Annotated in this window: 21 protein-coding genes and 1 pseudogene; 5 read left to right on the top strand and 17 right to left on the bottom strand. The window is 74.1% G+C overall.

The window, feature by feature from the left end:
• The gene (locus ACL02R_RS01935; protein ID WP_412795031.1) at positions 1-990 is read left to right on the top strand and encodes an NAD-dependent epimerase/dehydratase family protein; all 990 of its coding nucleotides are present in this window, start codon (positions 1-3) and stop codon (positions 988-990) included.
• Here the strand turns inward: ACL02R_RS01935 and ACL02R_RS01930 are convergent.
• From ACL02R_RS01930 to ACL02R_RS01920, 3 genes are all read right to left on the bottom strand, one after another.
• Positions 977-1,369 carry a rhodanese-like domain-containing protein gene (locus tag ACL02R_RS01930; protein WP_362965923.1) on the bottom strand — a complete coding sequence of 131 codons (393 nt, stop codon included), beginning with the start codon at positions 1,367-1,369 and terminating at the stop codon, positions 977-979. The genes ACL02R_RS01935 and ACL02R_RS01930 overlap by 14 nt on opposite strands.
• A complete protein-coding gene (locus ACL02R_RS01925; protein WP_412795030.1) occupies positions 1,369-1,830 on the bottom strand; it encodes a cysteine dioxygenase in 462 nt (153 codons plus the stop codon). Before ACL02R_RS01925 ends, ACL02R_RS01930 begins: the two co-directional genes overlap by 1 nt.
• Before the next feature lie 97 nt (positions 1,831-1,927).
• A complete protein-coding gene (locus ACL02R_RS01920) occupies positions 1,928-2,026 on the bottom strand; it encodes a putative leader peptide (RefSeq protein WP_362965927.1) in 99 nt (32 codons plus the stop codon).
• Positions 2,027-2,228: 202 nt separating this feature from the next.
• Between ACL02R_RS01920 and ACL02R_RS01915 the strand changes: the two genes are divergently transcribed.
• A complete protein-coding gene (locus ACL02R_RS01915; RefSeq protein ID WP_362965969.1) occupies positions 2,229-2,312 on the top strand; it encodes a putative leader peptide in 84 nt (27 codons plus the stop codon).
• A 280-nt stretch (positions 2,313-2,592) separates the two neighbouring features.
• A complete protein-coding gene (locus ACL02R_RS01910) occupies positions 2,593-3,120 on the top strand; it encodes a winged helix-turn-helix domain-containing protein (RefSeq protein ID WP_362965929.1) in 528 nt (175 codons plus the stop codon).
• 107 nt (positions 3,121-3,227) lie between these two features.
• Here the strand turns inward: ACL02R_RS01910 and ACL02R_RS01905 are convergent, their stop codons facing one another.
• The 14 genes and pseudogenes from ACL02R_RS01905 to ACL02R_RS01840 form a co-directional block, all read right to left on the bottom strand.
• Positions 3,228-3,578: a DUF6188 family protein gene (locus ACL02R_RS01905; protein WP_412795029.1), complete on the bottom strand. Its 351-nt coding sequence runs from the start codon at positions 3,576-3,578 to the stop codon at positions 3,228-3,230.
• A gap of 135 nt (positions 3,579-3,713) precedes the next feature.
• Complete coding sequence (locus tag ACL02R_RS01900; RefSeq protein ID WP_412795028.1) at positions 3,714-3,950, bottom strand: hypothetical protein; 237 nt, start codon at positions 3,948-3,950, stop codon at positions 3,714-3,716.
• A gap of 56 nt (positions 3,951-4,006) precedes the next feature.
• Entirely contained in the window at positions 4,007-4,762 is a 756-nt protein-coding gene (locus ACL02R_RS01895) for a sirohydrochlorin chelatase (RefSeq protein ID WP_412795027.1), read from the bottom strand.
• Positions 4,759-5,670 (bottom strand): ABC transporter permease, encoded by a 912-nt coding sequence (locus tag ACL02R_RS01890; protein ID WP_412795026.1) that lies wholly within the window; start codon positions 5,668-5,670, stop codon positions 4,759-4,761. Before ACL02R_RS01890 ends, ACL02R_RS01895 begins: the two co-directional genes overlap by 4 nt.
• Complete coding sequence (locus ACL02R_RS01885) at positions 5,657-6,454, bottom strand: ABC transporter ATP-binding protein (RefSeq protein WP_412795025.1); 798 nt, start codon at positions 6,452-6,454, stop codon at positions 5,657-5,659. Before ACL02R_RS01885 ends, ACL02R_RS01890 begins: the two co-directional genes overlap by 14 nt.
• 54 nt (positions 6,455-6,508) lie before the next feature.
• Positions 6,509-7,648 (bottom strand): aliphatic sulfonate ABC transporter substrate-binding protein, encoded by a 1,140-nt coding sequence (locus ACL02R_RS01880; protein ID WP_412795024.1) that lies wholly within the window; start codon positions 7,646-7,648, stop codon positions 6,509-6,511.
• A gap of 211 nt (positions 7,649-7,859) precedes the next feature.
• Positions 7,860-9,215 carry a sulfate adenylyltransferase subunit 1 gene (locus ACL02R_RS01875; protein ID WP_412795023.1) on the bottom strand — a complete coding sequence of 452 codons (1,356 nt, stop codon included), beginning with the start codon at positions 9,213-9,215 and terminating at the stop codon, positions 7,860-7,862.
• Between the two features lie 2 nt (positions 9,216-9,217).
• The gene (gene cysD, locus ACL02R_RS01870) at positions 9,218-10,147 is read right to left on the bottom strand and encodes a sulfate adenylyltransferase subunit CysD (RefSeq protein ID WP_412795022.1); all 930 of its coding nucleotides are present in this window, start codon (positions 10,145-10,147) and stop codon (positions 9,218-9,220) included.
• A gap of 47 nt (positions 10,148-10,194) precedes the next feature.
• Positions 10,195-10,788, bottom strand: a pseudogene (cysC, locus tag ACL02R_RS01865) (adenylyl-sulfate kinase); the annotation flags it as partial.
• Positions 10,789-10,795: 7 nt separating this feature from the next.
• Positions 10,796-11,512 (bottom strand): phosphoadenylyl-sulfate reductase, encoded by a 717-nt coding sequence (locus ACL02R_RS01860; RefSeq protein WP_412795021.1) that lies wholly within the window; start codon positions 11,510-11,512, stop codon positions 10,796-10,798.
• Between the two features lie 71 nt (positions 11,513-11,583).
• Positions 11,584-11,769, bottom strand: coding sequence for a hypothetical protein (locus tag ACL02R_RS01855; protein ID WP_412795020.1), 186 nt, complete (start codon positions 11,767-11,769; stop codon positions 11,584-11,586).
• Positions 11,766-13,460 (bottom strand): nitrite/sulfite reductase, encoded by a 1,695-nt coding sequence (locus tag ACL02R_RS01850; RefSeq protein ID WP_412795019.1) that lies wholly within the window; start codon positions 13,458-13,460, stop codon positions 11,766-11,768. Before ACL02R_RS01850 ends, ACL02R_RS01855 begins: the two co-directional genes overlap by 4 nt.
• A gap of 152 nt (positions 13,461-13,612) precedes the next feature.
• Entirely contained in the window at positions 13,613-13,696 is an 84-nt protein-coding gene (locus tag ACL02R_RS01845) for a putative leader peptide (protein WP_362965971.1), read from the bottom strand.
• A 166-nt stretch (positions 13,697-13,862) separates the two neighbouring features.
• Positions 13,863-15,512 carry an acyl-CoA dehydrogenase family protein gene (locus ACL02R_RS01840; RefSeq protein ID WP_412795018.1) on the bottom strand — a complete coding sequence of 550 codons (1,650 nt, stop codon included), beginning with the start codon at positions 15,510-15,512 and terminating at the stop codon, positions 13,863-13,865.
• A 182-nt stretch (positions 15,513-15,694) separates the two neighbouring features.
• On the opposite strand from ACL02R_RS01840, the gene ACL02R_RS01835 reads away from it, so the two are divergent.
• Positions 15,695-16,615, top strand: a complete 921-nt coding sequence (locus ACL02R_RS01835) for a helix-turn-helix domain-containing protein (protein WP_412795017.1) — start codon at positions 15,695-15,697, stop codon at positions 16,613-16,615.
• Positions 16,616-16,905: 290 nt separating this feature from the next.
• Complete coding sequence (lon, locus tag ACL02R_RS01830) at positions 16,906-19,305, top strand: endopeptidase La (RefSeq protein WP_412795016.1); 2,400 nt, start codon at positions 16,906-16,908, stop codon at positions 19,303-19,305.
• The last annotated feature ends 48 nt before the right edge of the window (positions 19,306-19,353 follow it).

Genomic DNA, 19,353 nt, shown 5'->3' with positions numbered 1-19,353 from the left:
ATGAGACTGCTGATGCTGGGCGGAACGGCCTTCGCCGGACGCGCCCTCGCCGAGGAGGCCGTCGCGCGCGGCTGGACCGTGGACGCCTTCCACCGGGGCACACACGCCCCGCCCCCCGGCGTGGCCTCGCTCCACGGCGACCGCACGGGCGGCGGCCCGCCCGCACCGGAGAAGGGGGAGTGGGACCTCGTGGTGGACACCTGGTCCGGTGCGCCCACCGCCGTCCGCGACGCCGCCCGCGCGCTCGCCGGACGCGCGGGGCACTACACGTACGTCTCCAGCCGGTCCGTCTACACCTGGCCACCGGCGGCCGGGCTGGACGAGGACGGCCCCGTCACGGACGGCTCGCCCGACGCCGCCGCCACCGACTACGCGGCCGACAAGCGCGGCGGGGAACTGGCGGCCGAGGCCGCCTTCGGCGACCGGGCGCTCCTGGTCCGCTGCGGACTGCTGCTCGGCCCGTACGAGAACGTCGGGCGCCTCCCCTGGTGGCTCACCCGCATCGCGCGCGGCGGGCCGGTCCCGGCGCCGGGCCCGCGCGACCTGCCGCTCCAGTACCTGGACGTCCGCGACCTGGCCCGCTGGACACTCGACGCCGCCACGCGCGGCCTGTCGGGCCCCTATGACCTCGTCAGCCCGCCGGGCCACACCACCATGGGCGAACTGCTCGACACCTGCGTCCGCGTCACCGGCGCCGACGCGCAGCTGCGCTGGGTCACCCCGGAGGCCGTCGCGGCGGCCGGGGTCGAGCCGTGGACCGAACTGCCCGTCTGGCTGCCGCCCGGCGAGACGCACGACGCGCTGCACCGGTCCGACACCGGCAGGGCCGTCGCGACGGGGCTGCGCTGCCGCCCGGTCGGCGAGACCGTCGCCGACACCTGGGCGTGGCTGCGCGGCCTGGCCGGACGACCCGCCCGCGACCCGGCGCGCCCGCCGCTCGGCCTCACGCCGGAGGCCGACGCGGCGCTGCTGGCCGCTACGGAGGGGTGACGGGCAGGCCCGCGCGGCGCCACGCCTGGAAGCCGCCGTCGAGGTCCGTCGCGCGGGACAGGCCGATCGCCCGTAGCGACGCGGCCGCCAGCGACGACGCGTACCCCTCGTCGCAGAACACGATCCACCGCACGCCGGGCCCCGTCGCCTCCGGGACGGACGCGCCGCTCGACGGGTCGAGGCGCCACTCCAGGTGGTTGCGCTCGATGATCAGCGCGCCCGGGACCGTCCCGCTCGCCGCGCGCTGGAACTCCGGGCGCGTGTCGACCAGGACGGCGCCCTCCGCGACGGCGGCCCGCGCCTCGTGCGGACCGAGGCGGTCCAGGGGCGCGCGCTGTGCGTCGAGGTACGCGTCGATGCCGGGCTCGTGCGTCGCCATCAGTCGTCCACCGACTCGGTGCGCAGCAGTTGGAGGGCGCCGTCCCAGGCGAAGTACGACTGGACGGTGAGCGCCGGGCCGTAGGCGTGGACGCTGATGGCCGGGACGTCCCCGGTGTTGGTGACCTGGTGGACGTAGGTCGGGCCGAACGAGCGCAGCCCGCCCGCCTCCAGCGTGCGCGTGACCGGCTCGTCGGCGCCGAACGACCGCTCGGTCAGCGCGCCCTGCACGACGGTGAACGCGCCGGACGAGCCGCCGTGGTTGTGGATCTCGGTGCCCTGCCCCGGCAGCCAGGTCAGCAGCCAGACCTCGAAGTCGTCGGTGCGTTCGAGACGCCGGTACCAGCGGCGGTCGGGGGTGAAGCGGGCGGCGGGCTGCCACAGGTCGGTCCGGGCGGCGAACTCCCGGGCGGTGGCGGTCAGCTGGGCGGGGGTGAGCGCGGCAGGCGTGGGCGCGGACATGATGCCTCGTTCTGGGTGTGTCGGGACTGCGGGGGGCGGGGGAGGGCCATGACGGCATGCCGCGCCCACGGCGGAGATCCGGGCGCGACCGTGTGCCTCAGCGAAGGCCGGGGCAGAGGTCGCGACGACACAGCGCGCTGGCGACACGGACGAGGTCCACGTGCCACCTGGAGTGCAGGCGCTTGCTGGTCGGCATGGCGCAAAGATCTACCGCCTTTCCGGTGGCCGGTCAAGCGGTGTCCACGTGCTGAACGCGCGGGACTTCCAGGGCGGGTGGAAAGGTGGGAAAGCGGCAGGAATCCCCGTGCACGCGCCGCCACGGGACGGGAACGTCCGGTATCCGAGACGATCCGCCCACGCCTTGACGGTCAACTGAACTGCTGGCATTGTCGGTCAACGTGAGTCAAGCTGACGTTCTCGTGGCGCGGCTGCACGTCGATCTCCGGCGGCAGGCCAGCGCGATCTGTGCCGCCGGTCGCTGAACCGAGCCCGGCCCCTGCGGCGTTCCCGACGCCCGCGCACTGACTCCCTCTCCGTCCTCTCCGGACCCCTTCCGCAATTCCGGCACTGCCCGGCGTGGTGTTTCCCGCGCCCGGACAGCGCTTTTCGCGGACGGTTCCCCCGGGGCGGCGCTTTCTCCGGGACAGGTCACCGCGGGCCGGGCGTTCCGGCCGGGCGGACGCCGGCCGGGAATTCGGCTTCCGCACGCCCGTGAAAGGCACCGGCAAGCAGTTTGATTCGACCAGAGGAAGAGAGCCGATCATGCGGCACCTCACCGCCCTGCCCGACCTCACCACCGTTCCCGATCTGACCGCGCTCTCCGACGTGACCGTCACCGTCCTCCCGCAGAACCCCGCGCTGACGGTCGGCGGCGACACCACCGTCCCGCTGGTCGGCTACCTGGTGCTCGCCCCGGCGGGCACGGCGCCCGACCGGCTCGGCGAGCTGTTCGCCGCGTCCGTCCCCACGGCGACGACCGCCCCGGCGGCCGTCCCCCAGCGCACCGGCGGCATCGCGGTCGACGCGGACGAGCGGACCGTCACCGTGGACGGACGCCATGTCCCGCTCACCTACCTGGAGTTCGAGCTGCTGGCGCACCTCGTGAAGCACCCGCACCGCGTGTACAGCCGCGAGCAGCTCGTCGCGATGATCTGGGGCTACGGCCCGGTCGGCGACCAGCGCACCGTGGACGTCCACATCGCGCGCCTGCGCCGCAAGCTCGGGACCGCCTACCGGGACCGCATCGTGACGGTGCGGCGCGTGGGCTACAAGTACGTGCCCGCCGCCTGATCCGGCGCGCACCCGCCAAGCCGCACCGGCGGCGTTCCGTCCCCCACCGCCCTGGGGAACGGGGCGCCGCCGGTGCTTCGTCCAGGTGTTCCGTCCAGGCGCTCCGCTCAGGGGCCGGTCGCCGTCAGCCGCCACGGCTCCGCCGCCGCGAGCGGCGCCACCAGCAGGCACGTCCCGTCGTCGAAGCGGATCTCCAGGCCGCCGTCCTCCCCGACGGCGGCGCCGCTCACCGTCTTGGCGAACAGGTCGAGGACCGGCGCGAGCGGCAGCCTGCTGCCCGGGACGAGCACCTGCCGACCGCCGCCGGGGTCGCGGATCACGAACTCGGCGGCGATCGCCAGTTCCCCGTCGAGGCGCACCCCGCCCAGGGCGTCGTGCGCGGTCAGCGCGAGGCGCACCCGCTCACCCACGGCGATCCGCGAGACATGGGCGCCGACCAGCGCCGCGGGCTCGTTCACGACACCGACACCTCCGACCGGGACCCGCGCACGCGGTACGCGGCCGGTTGGGGGCGCGGCGCGGTGCGACGGCGTTGCTGATCACCATCGATACCACCGCCACCCCCCGCCTGTCAGCCGCGCGGACCCGCCAGGTCAGGCAACGAGCCCGCCGCCCGGCAGCGGGAGCTGCCCCAACTCGTCCTCCGGCGCATCGAGTTCCACGACCGAGCCGGGATCGGGCGGGGTGATCTCCACCGGCTCGTCGGACTCGCTCCACGTTCCGACGTACAGCATCGTGCCCACGGACGGCACTTCACTTCTCTTCTCGTACTCCAGGAGGCGGCCGCTGCCGTACGGGGTGAGCGTGCCGACGGCCACGGAGGCCGTCACACAGCGGGGAGACAAGGGGGACCTCCGGTGGAAGAGAGGAGGATCTTTCAACTCCCTTACACCGCGATGCAGTTCGGCTGTACCTCCCCCGTCGCGCGCGCCGTCCTCCAGCGGGCGACGACGGTGCGCGCCAGTTCCGGTGCCGCGCCGAGCACCGGTGCGACCACGTCGGCCCCGGCCTCGCGCGCGCCCGCCAGGATGCGGTCCGGGAGGCGGCCCGGGGCGATCACGTACGGCGCCACCGCCACCCGCCGTACGCCGGACGCGCGCAGCAGCCGTACGGCCTCGGCGGTCGTCGGCCCCGCCGTCGCCGCGTAGGCGGGCAGCACCGCCGCCCAGCCGGACGCGCGCCGCCACTGCCGCGCCAGTTGCCCGAACGCCGCCGCCGTACCGGGGTCGGAGGAGCCCGCCGACGCCAGGACGACCCCCGTGTCCGCCCGCCCCGCCGGGCCCGCGCCCGCCTCGGCGAGCCGCCGGTCCAGCGCGGACAGCAGCAGGGGGTCGGGCCCGAGGACGTCCGCCTGCCGGACGGTGAGGCCCGGCATGCGGACGGTTGCCTTCGCGAGGACGGCCGGGATGTCGGTCCGCGCGTGGAAGGCCCGGCGCAGCAGCAGCGGGACGGCCACGACATCGCGCTCGCCGTCCGCGTACAGCCGGGCCAGCACGTCCTCGACGCGCGGCGCCGTGAAGTCCAGGAAGCCGGTGGCGACCCGCAGGCCCGGCGCGAGGAGCCGCACCCGCGCGGTGAGCGCGGCGACGGTCTGCCCGTGCCGGGGGTCACGGCTGCCGTGCGCGACGACGAGCAGCGTCACGCGGACCTGACCAGCAGGCCCCGCCCGCGCAGTACGCGCCGCTCCAGCGGGGAGAAGACGAGCAGGTCGATGGCGACGCCGACGATCAGGATGAGGATGATCGTCGCGAGGACACCCGACATGTTCTGGAGCGTGCGGTAGTTCTCCATCAGCTGGCCGAGGCCGGTGCCGAGGTCGGGGGAGTGGACGATGAGTTCGGCCGCCATCAGCGAGCGCCAGGAGAACGCCCAGCCCTGCTTGAGCCCGGCCAGGTAGCCGGGCAGGGCGGCGGGCAGCAGGATGTGCCGGACGCTGGTGAGGCCGCGCGCGCCGAGCATGCGGCCCGCGCGCAGGTACAGCGGCGGGATCTGGTCCACGCCGGCCACGATGCCGTTCGCGATCGACGGCACCGCGCCGAGCAGCACCACCGCGTAGATGGTGGAGTTGGTCAGGCCGAACCAGATGATCGCGGCCGGGACCCAGGCGATCGACGGCAGCGACTGGAGGCCGGTGAGGATCGGACCGATCGCCGCCCGCACCAGCCGCACCCGCGCGACCAGCAGGCCGAGCGGCGTGCCGACGGCCACCGCGATCAGGAAGCCGAGGACGCCGCGTGACGTGCTGGTCCAGATGTATTCGAGCAGCGTCCCCTCGCGCCACATCTCGTTGACCTCGGCCCACACGTCCGCCGGTCCGGGCAGGAGGTAGTGCGGCTGGACCTCGGCGGCGTAGACGAGCTGCCAGACGGCCAGGACGAGCGCGATCGCGACCAGCGGCGGCAGGACCTTGGTGCCGAGGACCCGCCAGACGCGGCCGGGATCGCGCTCGGGCGCGGTGGGGGTCTCCAGCGCGTCGAGCCCCGCCTCAAGTCCCGCGAGGTCGCTGGACGCGGGCGCGGGAGCGGGGGTGGTGGTGTCACTGCTGGCCATGGCGGCGGATCTCCTCCCGGAGCCGTTCGGTGATGGCGACCGAGAGCGCCGACACCTCGGCGTCCTCGATGCGGCGCGGCTGGTCGATGGCGACCTGCCACTCGTGGACGACGCGGCCGGGCCGCGACGACAGCAGGATGACGCGCTGCGCGAGCCGTACGGCCTCCCGCACGTTGTGCGTCACGAAGAGCACGGAGACGCCCGTCTCGCTCCAGATGCGGGTCAGCTCCTCGTGCAGCACGTCCCGCGTGATGGCGTCGAGCGCGGCGAACGGCTCGTCCATCAGCAGGAGTTGGCTGTCCTGCGCCAGCGCGCGTGCCAGGGCCACGCGCTGGCGCATGCCGCCGGACAGCTCGTGCACCCGCTTGCCGTACGCGCCCTGGAGCCGCACGAGCGCGAGCAGCCGCTCGGCCTCGGGCCGGCGTTCCGCCTTGGGCAGGCCGCGCAGGCGCAGGGCCAGTTCGATGTTCCGCCCGGCCGTCAGCCAGGGGAACAGGGCGTGCTCCTGGAACATCAGGGCCGGGCGCCCGCCGGGGACCGTGATGGTCCCGGCGGACGCCGCGTCGAGGCCCGCGACCAGGTTGAGCAGCGTGGACTTGCCGCAGCCCGAGGCACCGATGAGGGTGACGAACTCGCCGGGGGCGACATCGAGCGTGATGTCGTCCAGGACCAGCTGCTGACGGCCGGGACGGCCGAAGGACTTCGAGACGTGGTCCAGCCGTACGGCGGACGCCGGCGCGGCGGTAGCGCCGCCGCCGTCCGGCGTGTCGAGGGCGAGGGCCATCGGTGTCACCTCCACAGGTGGGCTACGGGTGCGGGCGGGACGGGCCGGGGCGGGTCAGTCCTCGACGCCGAGACCGGCGTCGTCCACCTCGGGCAGGCCCTCGTCGGCCAGCACGCCGTTCAGGATCGACAGGTCGTAGATACCGCCGAGGTCCGTCTCCTCAAGCAGTCCCGCGTTCACCGCGTTGTCCGCGCCGGTCTCCAGCGTGGCGGCCAGCGGGTCGTTGAGGAACTCGACGTGCCCGAAGGCCGGGTCGAGGACATCGGCGGGCAGCTCGCTGCCGCCCGGCAGCGCGGCGAGGGCGGAGTTGAAGGCCGACTTTGCCTCGTCCGGGTGCTCGTTGATCCACGCGTTCGTGTGGACGACGCCGCGCACGATCGCCTCGACCACGTCCGGGTGCTCCTCCAGGAAGCCCTGGGCGGCGATCACGTGGGTGACGACGTACTGCCCGTTGTCCCACAGCTCGCCCTCGTCGAGGAGCGTCTCCGCGCCGCGGCTGACGAGGTTGGCCGCCGTGGGCTCGGGCACCCAGGCGCCGTCGATGTCGCCGCCCTCGAACGCGGCGGGGATCTCGGCGTTCGCGATGCGCAGCACCGAGACGTCGCCCTCGCCGGACTCGGGATCGACCTCGTAGCCCTCCTGGGCCAGGTAGTTGAGGAGCGCGACGTCCTGGGTGTTGCCGAGCTGCGGCGTCGCGATGCGGGCGCCCGCGAGGTCGTCCAGGCTCCCGACGGTGTCCGGGTTCACCACCAGCGAGGCGCCGCCGGAGGCCGCCCCGGCGACGATGCGCAGGCTCTGGCCGCCGGACTGGGCCCAGCCGTTGATGGCCGGGTTCGGGCCGATGAAGGTGACGTCCACCTCGCCGGCGTTCAGCGCCTCGATGGCGGACGGGCCCGCGTTGAAGACCTGGGTGCCGATCTCGGTGCCGCCGAGCTCCTGGCGGATGAGGCCGCCGTCCTCCTGGAGGCCGACGACGGCGGTGGCGTGCGTGATGTTGGCGAAGTAGCCGATCGTCACCTCGTCCGCCGACAGGGCGGGGCCCCCGGCGCTCTCGCTGCTCGTCGGGGCGTCGTCGCCGTCGTCCTCGGCGTCGGAGCCGTAGCCGCAGGCGGCGAGCGCCAGCAGCGGGACGGCGAGGGCTGCCGAGAACAGGCGGCGGGCGGGTCTGGACAGGCGTGCGCGCGTGGCGGTCACGGTGAAGGGTCCTCTCGGAGAACGGGGAACGTGCGTCGGAGTGCGTGCGTCGGACAGGGGGCGTGGGCGCTGAGGGGAGCGGGGAGTACCCCGGTCACCTCAGCGCGCACATCGCCCGATGCCGCCCTGGCCGCTCCCGAGCGCTCCGCTGCCTATGCGCCCGCCTTCCTTCGCGAACGTCGAGAAGGCGTCCCCCGCCAGCCCGTTCATGTCAGAACGCCCACCCGTCCCCGTCGCCGTCCGCCGCCACCGGGGCGGACGCGGCCGTACCGCCGGCGAAGGCCTCGCCGGACATCCCCGCGGTCAGCGTCGCGCCGTCCGCCGGGTCGATCAGGAGGAAAGAACCGGTCGAGCGCGACGCGGCGTACGCGTCCAGCGCCAGCGGCTCGGCGGTGCGGATCACGACGCGGCCGATGTCGTTCGCGGCCAGCGCGCCCGGGTCCGCGTGCTGGGACAGGTCGTCCAGCGTCAGGCGCGACGGGATCTCCTTCACGATCGCCTTCACCGTGCGCGTCGCGTGCTTCAGCAGCACCCGCGCGCCCGGCACCAGCGGGCGGTCGTGGAGGTGGCAGACGGTCGCGGTGACGTCCTGGCCCGGCGTGACGGCGCCCGCCGCCGGGGCGAGCAGGTCGCCGCGCGAGATGTCCAGGTCGTCGGCGAGCGTCAGCGTCACCGACTGCGGCGCCCAGGCGATGTCCACGGACTGGCCGAGCACGTCGATCCGCTCGATCGTGCTGGTCAGCCCGGACGGCTGGACGACCACGCGCTCGCCGACACGCAGCACGCCCGAGGCGATCTGCCCCGCGTAGCCCCGGAAGTCGGGGTGCTCGGCGGTCTGCGGGCGGATGACGTACTGCACGGGGAAGCGCGCCGGGTCGCCCGAGGGGTCCCGCGTCACCGGGACGGTCTCCAGGTGTTCGAGGACGGTCGGGCCGCCGTACCAGTCCATCGTCGCGGAGGGCGTCACCACGTTGTCCCCGGCGAGGGCCGAGATCGGGATGGCCGTCACCTCGGGGATGCCGAGGGACGCGGCGTACGCGCCGAACTCCCCGGCGATGTCCGCGAAGACGCGCTCGGCGTAGCCCGCGAGGTCCATCTTGTTGACGGCCAGCACGACGTGCGGCACGCGCAGCAGCGCGGCGACGGCGGCGTGCCTGCGGGTCTGCTCGACCACGCCGTTGCGCGCGTCCACGAGGATGATGGCCAGCTCGGCGGTGGACGCGCCGGTGACCATGTTGCGCGTGTACTGCACGTGGCCCGGCGTGTCGGCCAGGATGAAGCGGCGGCGCGGCGTGGCGAAGTAGCGGTAGGCCACGTCGATCGTGATGCCCTGCTCGCGCTCGGCGCGCAGGCCGTCGGTCAGCAGCGCGAGGTCCACGGAGTCGGCGCCCCGGTTGCGGGACGCCAGCTCGACGGCCTCCAGCTGGTCCGCGAGCACGGACTTGGAGTCGTGCAGCAGCCGCCCGACGAGCGTGGACTTGCCGTCGTCCACCGAGCCGGCGGTGGCGAAGCGCAGCAGGGACGTGGCGTCCAGGCCGATGGCGGCGCCGGTCGTCTCACCGGTCATGGTCAGAAGTACCCCTCGCGCTTGCGGTCCTCCATGGCGGCCTCCGACAGCTTGTCGTCGGCCCGGGTCGCCCCGCGCTCGGTCAGGCGCGAGGCGGCGATCTCGGTGATGATCTGCTCGATCGTCGCCGCGTCCGACTCCACCGCGCCGGTGCAGGACATGTCGCCCACGGTGCGGTAGCGGACCGTGCGGCGCGTCAGCGTCTCGCCGTCGCCGGGACCGCCCCAGCCGCCGGGGGCCAGCCACATGCCGGAGCGGGCGAAGACGTCGCGTTCGTGCGCGTAGTAGATCTCCGGGATCTCGATCTTCTCGCGCGCGATGTACTGCCAGACGTCCAGCTCGGTCCAGTTGGACAGCGGGAAGACGCGGACGTGCTCGCCGGGCGCGTGGCGGCCGTTGTAGAGCTGCCACAGCTCGGGGCGCTGGCGGCGCGGGTCCCAGCCGCCGAACTCGTCGCGCAGCGAGAACACCCGCTCCTTCGCGCGCGCCTTCTCCTCGTCGCGCCGCCCGCCGCCGAACACGGCGTCGAAACGGTGCTGTTCGATCGCGTCGAGCAGCGGCACGGTCTGGAGCGGGTTGCGCGTCCCGTCGGGGCGCTCCCGCAGCCGCCCGCTGTCGATGAACTCCTGCACGAGCGCGACGTGCAGCCGCAGCCCGTGCTGCGCGACGACGCGGTCGCGGTAGTCCATGACCTCGGGGAAGTTGTGCCCGGTGTCCACGTGCAGCAGCGCGAACGGCAGCGGCGCGGGCGCGAACGCCTTCAGCGCCAGGTGCAGCATGACGATCGAGTCCTTGCCGCCGGAGAAGAGGATCACCGGCCGCTCGAACTCGCCCGCCACCTCGCGGAAGATGTGGACGGCCTCGGACTCCAGCACGTCCAGGTGCGGCAGCGCGTACGGGCCGCCGTCGCCGTTGTCAGCAGCGGGCGTCACGCTGCTCTCCTTCCTCGGTCGTCCGTCCTCCAGGGGCGGCGTGCCGCTCACAGCAGCCCCCGGGAGGCGAGCAGGGCGTACAGGGCGTCGGCGGACTCGTCCACGGTCCTGCCGTCCGTCTCCAGGCGCAGGTCGGGGTCGGCGGGGGGCTCGTACGGGTCGTCCACGCCGGTGAGGCCGGTCAGTTCGCCGGCGGCCTGGCGCGCGTACAGGCCCTTCACGTCCCGCCGCGAGCAGACCTCGACGGGCGTCGCGACGTGCACCTCGACATAGCCGGTGCCCTCGGCCTGGTGGCGCTTGCGGACGGCCTCGCGGCTGTCGGCGTACGGCGCGATGACCGGCACGAGCGTCAGCACGCCGTGCGACGACAGCAGTTCGGCGACGAAGCCGATCCGCTGCACGTTGACGTGCCGGTCCTCGCGCGTGAAGCCGAGGCCCGCGGAGAGGAACTCGCGGATCTCGTCGCCGTCCAGCACCTCGACGCGCCGTCCCGCGGCCGTCAGGCGCGCGGCCAGCGCGCGGGCGACGGTGGTCTTGCCCGCGCTGGGCAGACCGGTGAGCCAGATGGTGGCGCCCTGGGCGTTCTCGCTCATCTCCCGCTTCCTCGCTGTCGGTTGGTGGTCGGTCGGGTGGTCGGTCGGGTGGGTCTCATCCGTGCAGTCCGCACTCGGTCTTCGCCAGGCCCGCCCAGCGGCCGGCCCGCGCGTCCTCCCCGGCGAGCGTGCGCCGGGTGCAGGGGGCGCAGCCCACGGAGGTGTAGCCGTCCTGGAGCAGGGGGTTGGTGAGGACGCCGTGTTCGGCCACATAGGCGTCGACGTCCTCCTCCGTCCACCGGGCTATCGGGGCAATCTTCACCTTTCCGCGGCGTTCGTCCCAACTCACGACGGGCGTGTCGGCCCGGGAGGGGGACTCGTCGCGGCGCAGGCCCGTGGCCCACGCGTCGTAGCCGGCCAGTCCTTCGGCGAGCGGCCGCACCTTGCGGAGCGCGCAGCACAGGTCGGGGTCGCGGTCGTGCAGCTCCGGGCCGTACTCGGCGTCCTGCTCGGCGACGGACTGGCGCGGCGTCAGGGAGATGACGTTGACGTCCATCACGGCCGCCACCGCGTCGCGCGTGCCGATGGTCTCGGGGAAGTGGTAGCCCGTGTCGAGGAAGACGACGTCGATGCCGGGGCGCGCGCGGGCCGCCAGGTGGGCGACGACGGCGTCCGCCATCGACGCGGTGACGCACAGGCGCGGGCCGAACGTCCCGGCCGCCCAGCGCAGGACGTCGAGCGCGGGGGCGTCCTCCAGGTCGTGCCCGGCGCGTTCGGCGAGCAGCCGCAGCTCGTCCGCGTGGCGCGGCTGCCCGGCGGTGGCGATGCTCATCGTGTCCGTCTCCTCGGCTCGGCTGGGTGGCTGGGTGGCTGGGTGGCTTGGGGTGGCGGCGGGGGTGCGGGTCAGCCCGTCGTGCCGTCGCCGTCGCGGCCGGTGGTGCGCAGGCCCTTCGCCAGCAGGCCGAGGAACGACAGGCGGAACGCGCGGTTGCAGGCCGCGCACTCCCACGCGCCGTGCCCCTCCTCGCTGGGGCGCAGGTCCTCGTCGCCGCAGTAGGGGCAGTAGAACGGGGCCGCACGCTCGCTCACGCCAGTGCCCCCTCGTCGGCGCGGGTGACCCAGGTGGCGAACCGCTCGCCGGGCTCGCGGTCGGCCAGGTAGGCGCGCAGGACGCGCTCCACGTAGTCGGCGAGGCCCTCGGACGTCACCTTGAGGCCGCGCACCTTGCGGCCGAAGCCCGGGTCGAGGCCGAGCGAGCCGCCCAGGTGCACCTGGAAGCCCTCCACCTGGCGGCCCTCGTCGTCCAGGACCAGCTGCCCCTTGAGACCGATGTCCGCGATCTGGATACGGGCGCAGGAGTTGGGGCAGCCGTTGACGTTGATCGTCAGCGGCTCGTCGAAGCCGGGGAGCCTGCGCTCCATCTCCTCGATGAGCCAGGCGGCCCGTGCCTTGGTCTCGACGATCGCCAGCTTGCAGAACTCGATGCCGGTGCAGGCCATCGTGCCGCGCCGGAAGACCGAGGGCTCCGTCGTCAGGCCGAGCGCCGCCAGGCCCTCGGCGAGCGAGGCGGTCCGCTCCTCGGGCACGTCCAGGATCAGCATCTTCTGCTGCACGGTGGTGCGCACGCGCCCCGAGCCGTGCGCCTCGGCGAGTTCGGCGATCTTGGCGAGCGTCCCGCCGTCCACGCGGCCGACGACCGGGGCGAAGCCGACGTAGTACCGCCCGTCGTTCTGCCGGTGGACGCCGACGTGGTCGCGCCAGGCGTGGACGGGCTGTTCGGGCGCCGGGCCGTCGATCATGCGGCGCAGCAGGTACTCCTTCTCCAGCACCTCGCGGAACTTCTCCGCGCCCCAGTCGGCGAGCAGGAACTTGATGCGCGCCCGCGTCCGCAGCCTGCGGTAGCCGTAGTCGCGGAAGAGGCCGATGATGCCCTCGTGGACGTCGGCCACCTCGTCCAGCGGCACCCAGGCGCCGAGCCGTTCGCCGATGCGCGGGTTCGTGGACAGGCCGCCGCCGACCCACACGTCGAAGCCGGGGCCGTGCTCCGGGTGGTCCACGCCGACGAACGCGACGTCGTTGATCTCGTGCGCCACGTCGAGCAGCGGCGAGCCCGAGACGGCCGTCTTGAACTTCCGCGGCAGGTTGGAGTACGCCTTGTTGCCGACCACGCGGCGCTGGATCGCGTCGATCGCGGGCGTCCCGTCGATGATCTCGTCGGCGGCGATCCCGGCCACGGGCGAGCCGACGATCACGCGCGGGGTGTCGCCGCACGCCTCGGTGGTGGACAGGCCCACCCCTTCGAGCCGCCGCCAGATCTCCGGCATGTCCTCGATGCGGATCCAGTGGTACTGGATGTTCTGCCGGTCGGTGATGTCGGCGGTGCCGCGCGCGAACTCCTGCGAGATCTCCCCGATCACGCGCAACTGCCCGGTCGTGAGCCGCCCGCCGTCGATCCGGACGCGGAGCATGAAGTACTCGTCGTCCAGCTCCTCCGGCTCCAGGATCGCCGTCTTGCCGCCGTCGATCCCGGGGCGGCGCTGGGTGTACAGGCCCCACCAGCGCATACGGCCGCGCAGGTCGTTGGGGTCGATCGCGTCGAAGCCCCGCTGCGCGTAGACCGTCTCGATGCGGGTGCGGACGTTCAGGCCGTCGTCGTCCTTCTTGAACTGCTCGTTCCCGTTGAGCGGCGTGAGGTGGCCCGCCGCCCACTGGCCCTCGCCGCGGTGGCGGCCGGCCTTGCGGCGGGGCGGGGCGGTGGGCTTCTTCGCGCTGTCGGACATGTCGCGTCGTTGTCTTTCTGCAGGCAGCAGGGCGGCTCCGGCCCGAGGCGGCCCGCGGCTGTGCGGGCACCGGGACAGAGTCGTGGCGGTGCGGGGAACGGAGGGTCCGGGGAGGAGCGTGGGCAGGGAACCGGGACGGGCGGGGCCGCGGCTCAGTCCGCCGGACAGATGGCGCTGGACGTGCGACCGAGATCGACGTGGCGTCGACTCACCAGGGGCGTACCAGCTTCAGACATGACGGCAGCGTGGCACGGTGTTACGTCCGAGTCCACCGGTGCCCGCTATGTGGACGGCCTGGTCCCAACTGGTGAGACCGGCGTGGAAGCGGTCACCCTTGGTCGCGGACGGGGGGACGTTCCGTGTCCGTGGGGGCGGTGTGCCATGCGCTGTTGCCGTGCCACGCTACCCGACGCGCGGACGCGCCCGGTCCACGATCGCCGCCACGTCGGCGCCGCCGGGCAGCGTGCCGAACGCAGCGCCCCCCTCGCCGCCGAGACGCGCCGCGCAGAACGCGTCCGCCACCGCAGCCGGGGCGTGCCGCACCAGCAGCGCCCCCTGGAGGACGCGCGCCAGCCGCTCCACCAGGCGCCGCGCGCGGCCCTCGACGCCGTCCAGGTCGGACAGTTCGGTCAGTACGTCCTTGATGGCCGCGTCCAGCCGGTGGTCGGCGCCCGCCGCGAGCCCGACCTCGGTCAGGTACGCGTTCAGCGCGCCCGGCTCGCGGCGCAGCGCGCGCAGCGCGTCGAGCGCCTGCACGTTGCCCGAGCCCTCCCAGATGGAGTTGAGCGGCGACTGCCGCAGCAGCCGGGGCATCCCCGACTCCTCGACGTAGCCGTTCCCGCCCAGGCATTCGAGCGCCTCGGCGACCACCGGCGTGCAGCGCTTCGTCACCCAGTACTTGGCGGCGGGCAGCGCCAGCCGCAGCAGGTGCCGCTCCTGCGCGCTGCCCGCCGCCGCGCCGTCGTACGCCGCCGCGAGGCGCAGCGCCAGCGCCGTGGCCGCCTCCGACTCCAGCGCCAGGTCGGCCAGCACGTTCCGCATCAGCGGCTGCCCGATCAGCGGCCCGCCGAACGCCGAGCGGTGCGCCGCGTGGTGCAGCGCCTGCGCCACCGCCTGCCGCATCACCGCCGCCGAGCCCGTCACGCAGTCCAGCCGGGTCGCCGCGACCATCTCGATGATCGTCGCCACCCCCCGGCCCTCCTCGCCCACCCGCCAGGCCACCGTGGAGCCGTCGAACTCGACCTCGGACGACGCGTTCGACCGGTCGCCGAGCTTGTCCTTGAGGCGCTGGAGGCGGAAGGCGTTGCGCGTCCCGTCGGGCAGCACGCGGGGGAGGAGGAAGCAGGTGAGGCCGCCGGGGGCCTGCGCCAGGACCAGGAACGCGTCCGACATCGGCGCGGAGCAGAACCACTTGTGGCCGGTGAGGGCGTACGCCCCCGGCTCGGACAGCGGTTCGGCGCGCGTCGTGTTCGCCCGCACGTCGGAGCCGCCCTGCTTCTCCGTCATGCCCATCCCGGCGAGCGCGCCCCGCTTCTCCGCGACGGGCCGCAGCCCCGGCTCGTACGCGTGCGACGTCAGCAGCGGCGTCCATGTGCGGGCCAGGTCGGGTTCGGCGCGCAGGGCCGGCACGGCGGCGTGCGTCATGGAGACGGGGCACAGGTGTCCCGCCTCGACCTGGGTCCACACCAGGAACCCGGCGGTGCGCCGCAGTTGCCCGCTCGGGCCCGACCACGCGTCGGTCAGCCCGGCGCCGACCGCGCGGTCGAGCAGCGTGTGCCACGCCGGGTGGAACTCCACCTCGTCCACGCGGTGCCCGTACCGGTCGTGGGTGCGCAGCACGGGCGGCTGCGCGTTCGCCCGCGTCCCCCACTCCTGCGCCTCGGCGGAGCCGGCGAGGCGCCCCAGCCCGCCGAGCGCGTCGGCGATCCCGCCGGCGGCATCGGGCGCCGCGTACCGGGCAACCCCCTCCGCCAGGGCGGCGTCCTGTCCGAAGACGTCGTATCCGGCCAGTGGCGGGGGCTGGTTCGTCACCGCGTGGGTACGGGAGGTCATGCCGCCACCGTAGGCCGCCGGGCGTGCCACGTCATCACCACCGCGCCGGGCACGGCGGTTGGCGGAGCGCCGACGGGCGGGCGGTGGACGGCAGTTGGACGAATTCCGTGACACCACTACCTTTCCCGGAGGGGCGCCTTTAGTACAGTTGGCCGCTCGCCGCTACTGCGATGGGAGCAGACATGGGCGTGACGCGCCAGGAAGAGGCCATCGGCGAGCGCGACCTCGTCCGCTCCCCGGACTTCCCCGGCCACCGGGGGACGGGACCGACCGTACCGCGCATGATCCTCGGCGCCCGCCTGCGGCGGCTGCGCGAGGAGAGCGGCATCACCGGCCTGGAGGCGGGACGCCGCATCCGCGCCTCGCACTCCAAGATCAGCAGGCTGGAGATGGGGCGCACCGGCTTCAAGCCGCGCGACGTCGAGGACCTGCTGACGCTCTACGGCGTCACCGACGAGGCCGAGCGCGCGACGCTCCTCGCCCTGGCGCGGCAGAGCAACGTGCCGGGCTGGTGGCACGTCTACCACGACATCGTGCCGAGCTGGCTGAACGTCTACCTCGGGCTCGAACAGGCCGCCACCGTCATCCGGGCCTACGAACTCCAGTTCGTCCCCGGACTGCTCCAGACCGAGGGATACGCGCGAGCCGTCCTGCGGCTCGGTCCTGACACGGCGGAGGAGCGTGCCGAGCGGCGCCTCCGGCTGCGGATGGAGCGGCGCAGGGTCCTGGAGCGCGGCCGCCCGCCGCACCTGTGGGCCGTCATCGACGAGGCGGCGCTGCGGCGGCCGATGGGCGGCGTCGCGCTGATGCGGGCGCAGCTGGAGCACCTGATCGAGGTGGGGCGGCTGCCGCACGTCACGATCCAGGTGATGCCGTTCGCGGCGGGCGGCCACCCGGCGGTCGGCGGCCCCGTGACGGTGCTGCGCCCGCCGGGCGGCGACCTGCCCGACGTCGTGTACCTGGAGCAGCTGACCGGCGGCGTCTACCCCGACAAGCCGGCCGAGGTGGAGCTGTACCGGCACATGATGAACCGCCTGGTCGTCGAGGCGGAGCCGCCGACGGCGACGGAGGCGTTCCTCGTACGGGTGCTGCGCGAGCTGTGACGGCCTGACCGGCGCTTCCCCTCTCACCTGCCTCTCTTTCCACGCCCACCGTCCACCGCACCGGCCCGTGCCCGCACGGGCCGGTGCGGTGGCATGCCCGCGTACGGGCGCCCGCGTACGCGGGGAAGCCTCGCGGCGGTCCGGGCGTTCCCCCGGGTGGCGGCGTGGGGGCGCGTCACGGTTTCCCGGGCGATTGATCGCTCAGAGCGAACAGCTCCGGGCCGGGGAACATCTGGGAAGCCCCGAGCATTGAGTCTGCATAGCTCAATTAGCCTGACTAGGGAGAGTTCATGACTTCGTCGTTCGACGCACTCACCCTGCCCGTGCTGCCGCTGGATGACGAGGTGGTGCTGCCAGGGATGGTCGTGCCACTGGAGCTGTCGGATGCAGAGGTGCGCGCCGCCGTGGAGGCCGCCCAGGCCGCCGCGCCGCGCGGGGAGAAGCCCCGGGTGCTGCTGGTGCCGCGCGTGGCCGGTTCGTACGCGGACATCGGCGTGCTGGGCCGTGTGGAGCAGGTCGGACGGCTTGCCGACGGCGACCCCGGCGCGCTGGTGCGCGGTCTGCGCCGCGTGCGCATCGGCGCGGGTACCACGGGCCCCGGCGCCGCGCTGTGGGTGGAGGGCACGCCCGTCGCCGAGGTGACGCCGAGCCCGCTGCCTGGCGCCGTCACCGAGCTGGTCAAGGAGTACAAGGCGCTCACGACGTCCTGGCTGCGCAAGCGCGGGGCCTGGCAGGTCGTGGACCGCGTCGCCCAGATCGAGGACCCGGGCGCGCTGGCGGACAACGCGGGGTACTCCCCGTTCCTCAGCGTCGAGCAGCGCCTGTCGCTGCTGCGCACCGTGGACCCGGTGGAGCGGCTGCGGCTCGCGACCAAGCTGCTGAGCGACCACCTCGCCGAGGAGGACGTCGCCGAGTCCATCGCCAAGGACGTGCAGGACGGCGTCGAGAAGCAGCAGCGCGAGTTCCTGCTGCGCAGGCAGCTGGACGCCGTGCGCAAGGAACTGGCCGAGCTGGGCGGCGACGCGGTTGACGGCGGCGACGACTACCGCGCCCGCGTCGAGGCGGCCGACCTGCCGGAGCACGTCCGCGAGGCGGCGCTCAAGGAGGTCGACAAGCTGGAGCGGTCCTCGGACGCGAGCCCCGAGGGCGGCTGGATACGCACCTGGCTGGACACCGTGCTGGAGCTGCCGTGGCAGGTCCGCACCGAGGACGCGTACGACATCGCGGGCGCCAAGGCCGTGCTGGACGCCGACCACGCGGGCCTGGACGACGTGAAGGCGCGGATCACCGAGTACCTCGCCGTGCGCAAGCGGCGCGGCGACCGGGGCCTCGGCGTCGTCGGCGGGCGGCGCGGCGGCGCGGTGCTCGCGCTGGTCGGCCCGCCCGGCGTCGGCAAGACGTCGCTCGGCGAGAGCGTCGCCCGCGCGATGGGCCGGAAGTTCGTCCGCGTCGCGCTCGGCGGCGTCCGCGACGAGGCGGAGATCCGCGGCCACCGGCGTACGTACGTCGGCGCGCTGCCGGGGCGTATCGTGCGGGCCGTCAGGGAGGCCGGCTCGATGAACCCGGTGGTCCTGCTCGACGAGATCGACAAGGTCGGCAGCGACTTCCGCGGCGACCCGGCCGCGGCGCTGCTCGAAGTGCTCGACCCCGCGCAGAACCACACCTTCCGCGACCACTACCTGGAAGTGGACCTGGACCTGTCCGACGTGGTCTTCCTGGCCACGGCGAACGTCCTGGAGGCCATTCCCGAGCCGCTGCTCGACCGGATGGAGCTGGTGCGGCTCGACGGCTACACCGAGGACGAGAAGGTCGTCATCGCCCGCGACCACCTGCTGCCCCGGCAGCTGGAGCGCGCCGGTCTGACCGGGGGCGAGGTCACGCTGGAGGACGAGGTCCTCAGGAAGCTGGCGGGCGAGTACACCCGTGAGGCGGGCGTGCGGAGCCTGGAGCGGCTGGTCGCCCGGCTGCTCCGGAAGGTCGCCGCGCGCGCCGAGCTGGGCGAGCAGGACCTGCCGTACACCGTCACGGCCGGTGCGCTGCGGGAGCTGATCGGCAGGCCGCACCACACGCCGGAGTCGGCGCAGGAGCCGGCGGAGCGGCGTACGGCCGTCCCCGGCGTCGCGACGGGCCTCGCGGTCACGGGCGCGGGCGGTGACGTCCTCTTCATCGAGGCGTCCCTGGCCGACCCGGAGACCGGCGGCGCCGGGCTGACCCTGACGGGCCAGCTGGGCGACGTGATGAAGGAGTCCGCCAGGATCGCGCTGTCCTACCTGCGCTCGCGCGGCGCGGAGCTGGAGCTGCCGGTCGGCGACCTGAAGGAGCGCGGCGTCCACCTGCACATCCCGGCGGGCGCGGTGCCCAAGGACGGGCCGAGCGCGGGCATCACCATGACGACCGCCCTGGCGTCGCTGCTGAGCGGACGGCAGGTGCGGCCCGAGGTGGCGATGACCGGTGAGGTCTCGCTGACCGGGCGGGTCCTGCCCATCGGCGGCCTGAAGCAGAAGCTGCTCGCGGCGCACCGGGCGGGGGCCACCACGGTGATCATCCCCAAGCGGAACGAGCCCGACCTGGACGACGTGCCCGCCGAGGTCCTGGCGAAGCTCGACGTCCACCCGGTCACGGACGTCCGCCAGGTGCTCGAACTGGCCCTGGCGCCGGCCGCCTCGCAGGCGGTCGGGATCGCGGCCTGACCCTTCCCGCGGCGCGGCGCGGGGGCCTTCCACGGGCCCCCGCGCCGC

Origin of the sequence: Streptomyces sp. MS19, assembly GCF_047200595.1 — a bacterium.
GTDB lineage: Bacteria > Actinomycetota > Actinomycetes > Streptomycetales > Streptomycetaceae > Streptomyces.
Note: the sequence above shows the minus strand (reverse complement) of the source record. Positions and strands in the feature narration are given on the sequence as shown.

Bases quoted from the DNA above. Each gene is read 5' to 3' on its own strand.
- ACL02R_RS01860 (WP_412795021.1), bottom strand. From the start codon at position 11,512: ATGAGCATCGCCACCGCCGGGCAGCCGCGCCACGCGGACGAGCTGCGG.
- ACL02R_RS01930 (WP_362965923.1), bottom strand. From the start codon at position 1,369: ATGGCGACGCACGAGCCCGGCATCGACGCGTACCTCGACGCACAGCGC.
- ACL02R_RS01890 (WP_412795026.1), bottom strand. From the start codon at position 5,670: ATGGCCAGCAGTGACACCACCACCCCCGCTCCCGCGCCCGCGTCCAGC.
- ACL02R_RS01925 (WP_412795030.1), bottom strand. From the start codon at position 1,830: ATGTCCGCGCCCACGCCTGCCGCGCTCACCCCCGCCCAGCTGACCGCC.
- ACL02R_RS01845 (WP_362965971.1), bottom strand. From the start codon at position 13,696: ATGTCTGAAGCTGGTACGCCCCTGGTGAGTCGACGCCACGTCGATCTC.
- ACL02R_RS01850 (WP_412795019.1), bottom strand. From the start codon at position 13,460: ATGTCCGACAGCGCGAAGAAGCCCACCGCCCCGCCCCGCCGCAAGGCC.
- ACL02R_RS01875 (WP_412795023.1), bottom strand. From the start codon at position 9,215: ATGACCGGTGAGACGACCGGCGCCGCCATCGGCCTGGACGCCACGTCC.
- lon (WP_412795016.1), top strand. From the start codon at position 16,906: ATGACTTCGTCGTTCGACGCACTCACCCTGCCCGTGCTGCCGCTGGAT.
- ACL02R_RS01840 (WP_412795018.1), bottom strand. From the start codon at position 15,512: ATGACCTCCCGTACCCACGCGGTGACGAACCAGCCCCCGCCACTGGCC.
- ACL02R_RS01835 (WP_412795017.1), top strand. From the start codon at position 15,695: ATGGGCGTGACGCGCCAGGAAGAGGCCATCGGCGAGCGCGACCTCGTC.
- ACL02R_RS01920 (WP_362965927.1), bottom strand. From the start codon at position 2,026: ATGCCGACCAGCAAGCGCCTGCACTCCAGGTGGCACGTGGACCTCGTC.
- ACL02R_RS01910 (WP_362965929.1), top strand. From the start codon at position 2,593: ATGCGGCACCTCACCGCCCTGCCCGACCTCACCACCGTTCCCGATCTG.
- ACL02R_RS01935 (WP_412795031.1), top strand. From the start codon at position 1: ATGAGACTGCTGATGCTGGGCGGAACGGCCTTCGCCGGACGCGCCCTC.
- ACL02R_RS01885 (WP_412795025.1), bottom strand. From the start codon at position 6,454: ATGGCCCTCGCCCTCGACACGCCGGACGGCGGCGGCGCTACCGCCGCG.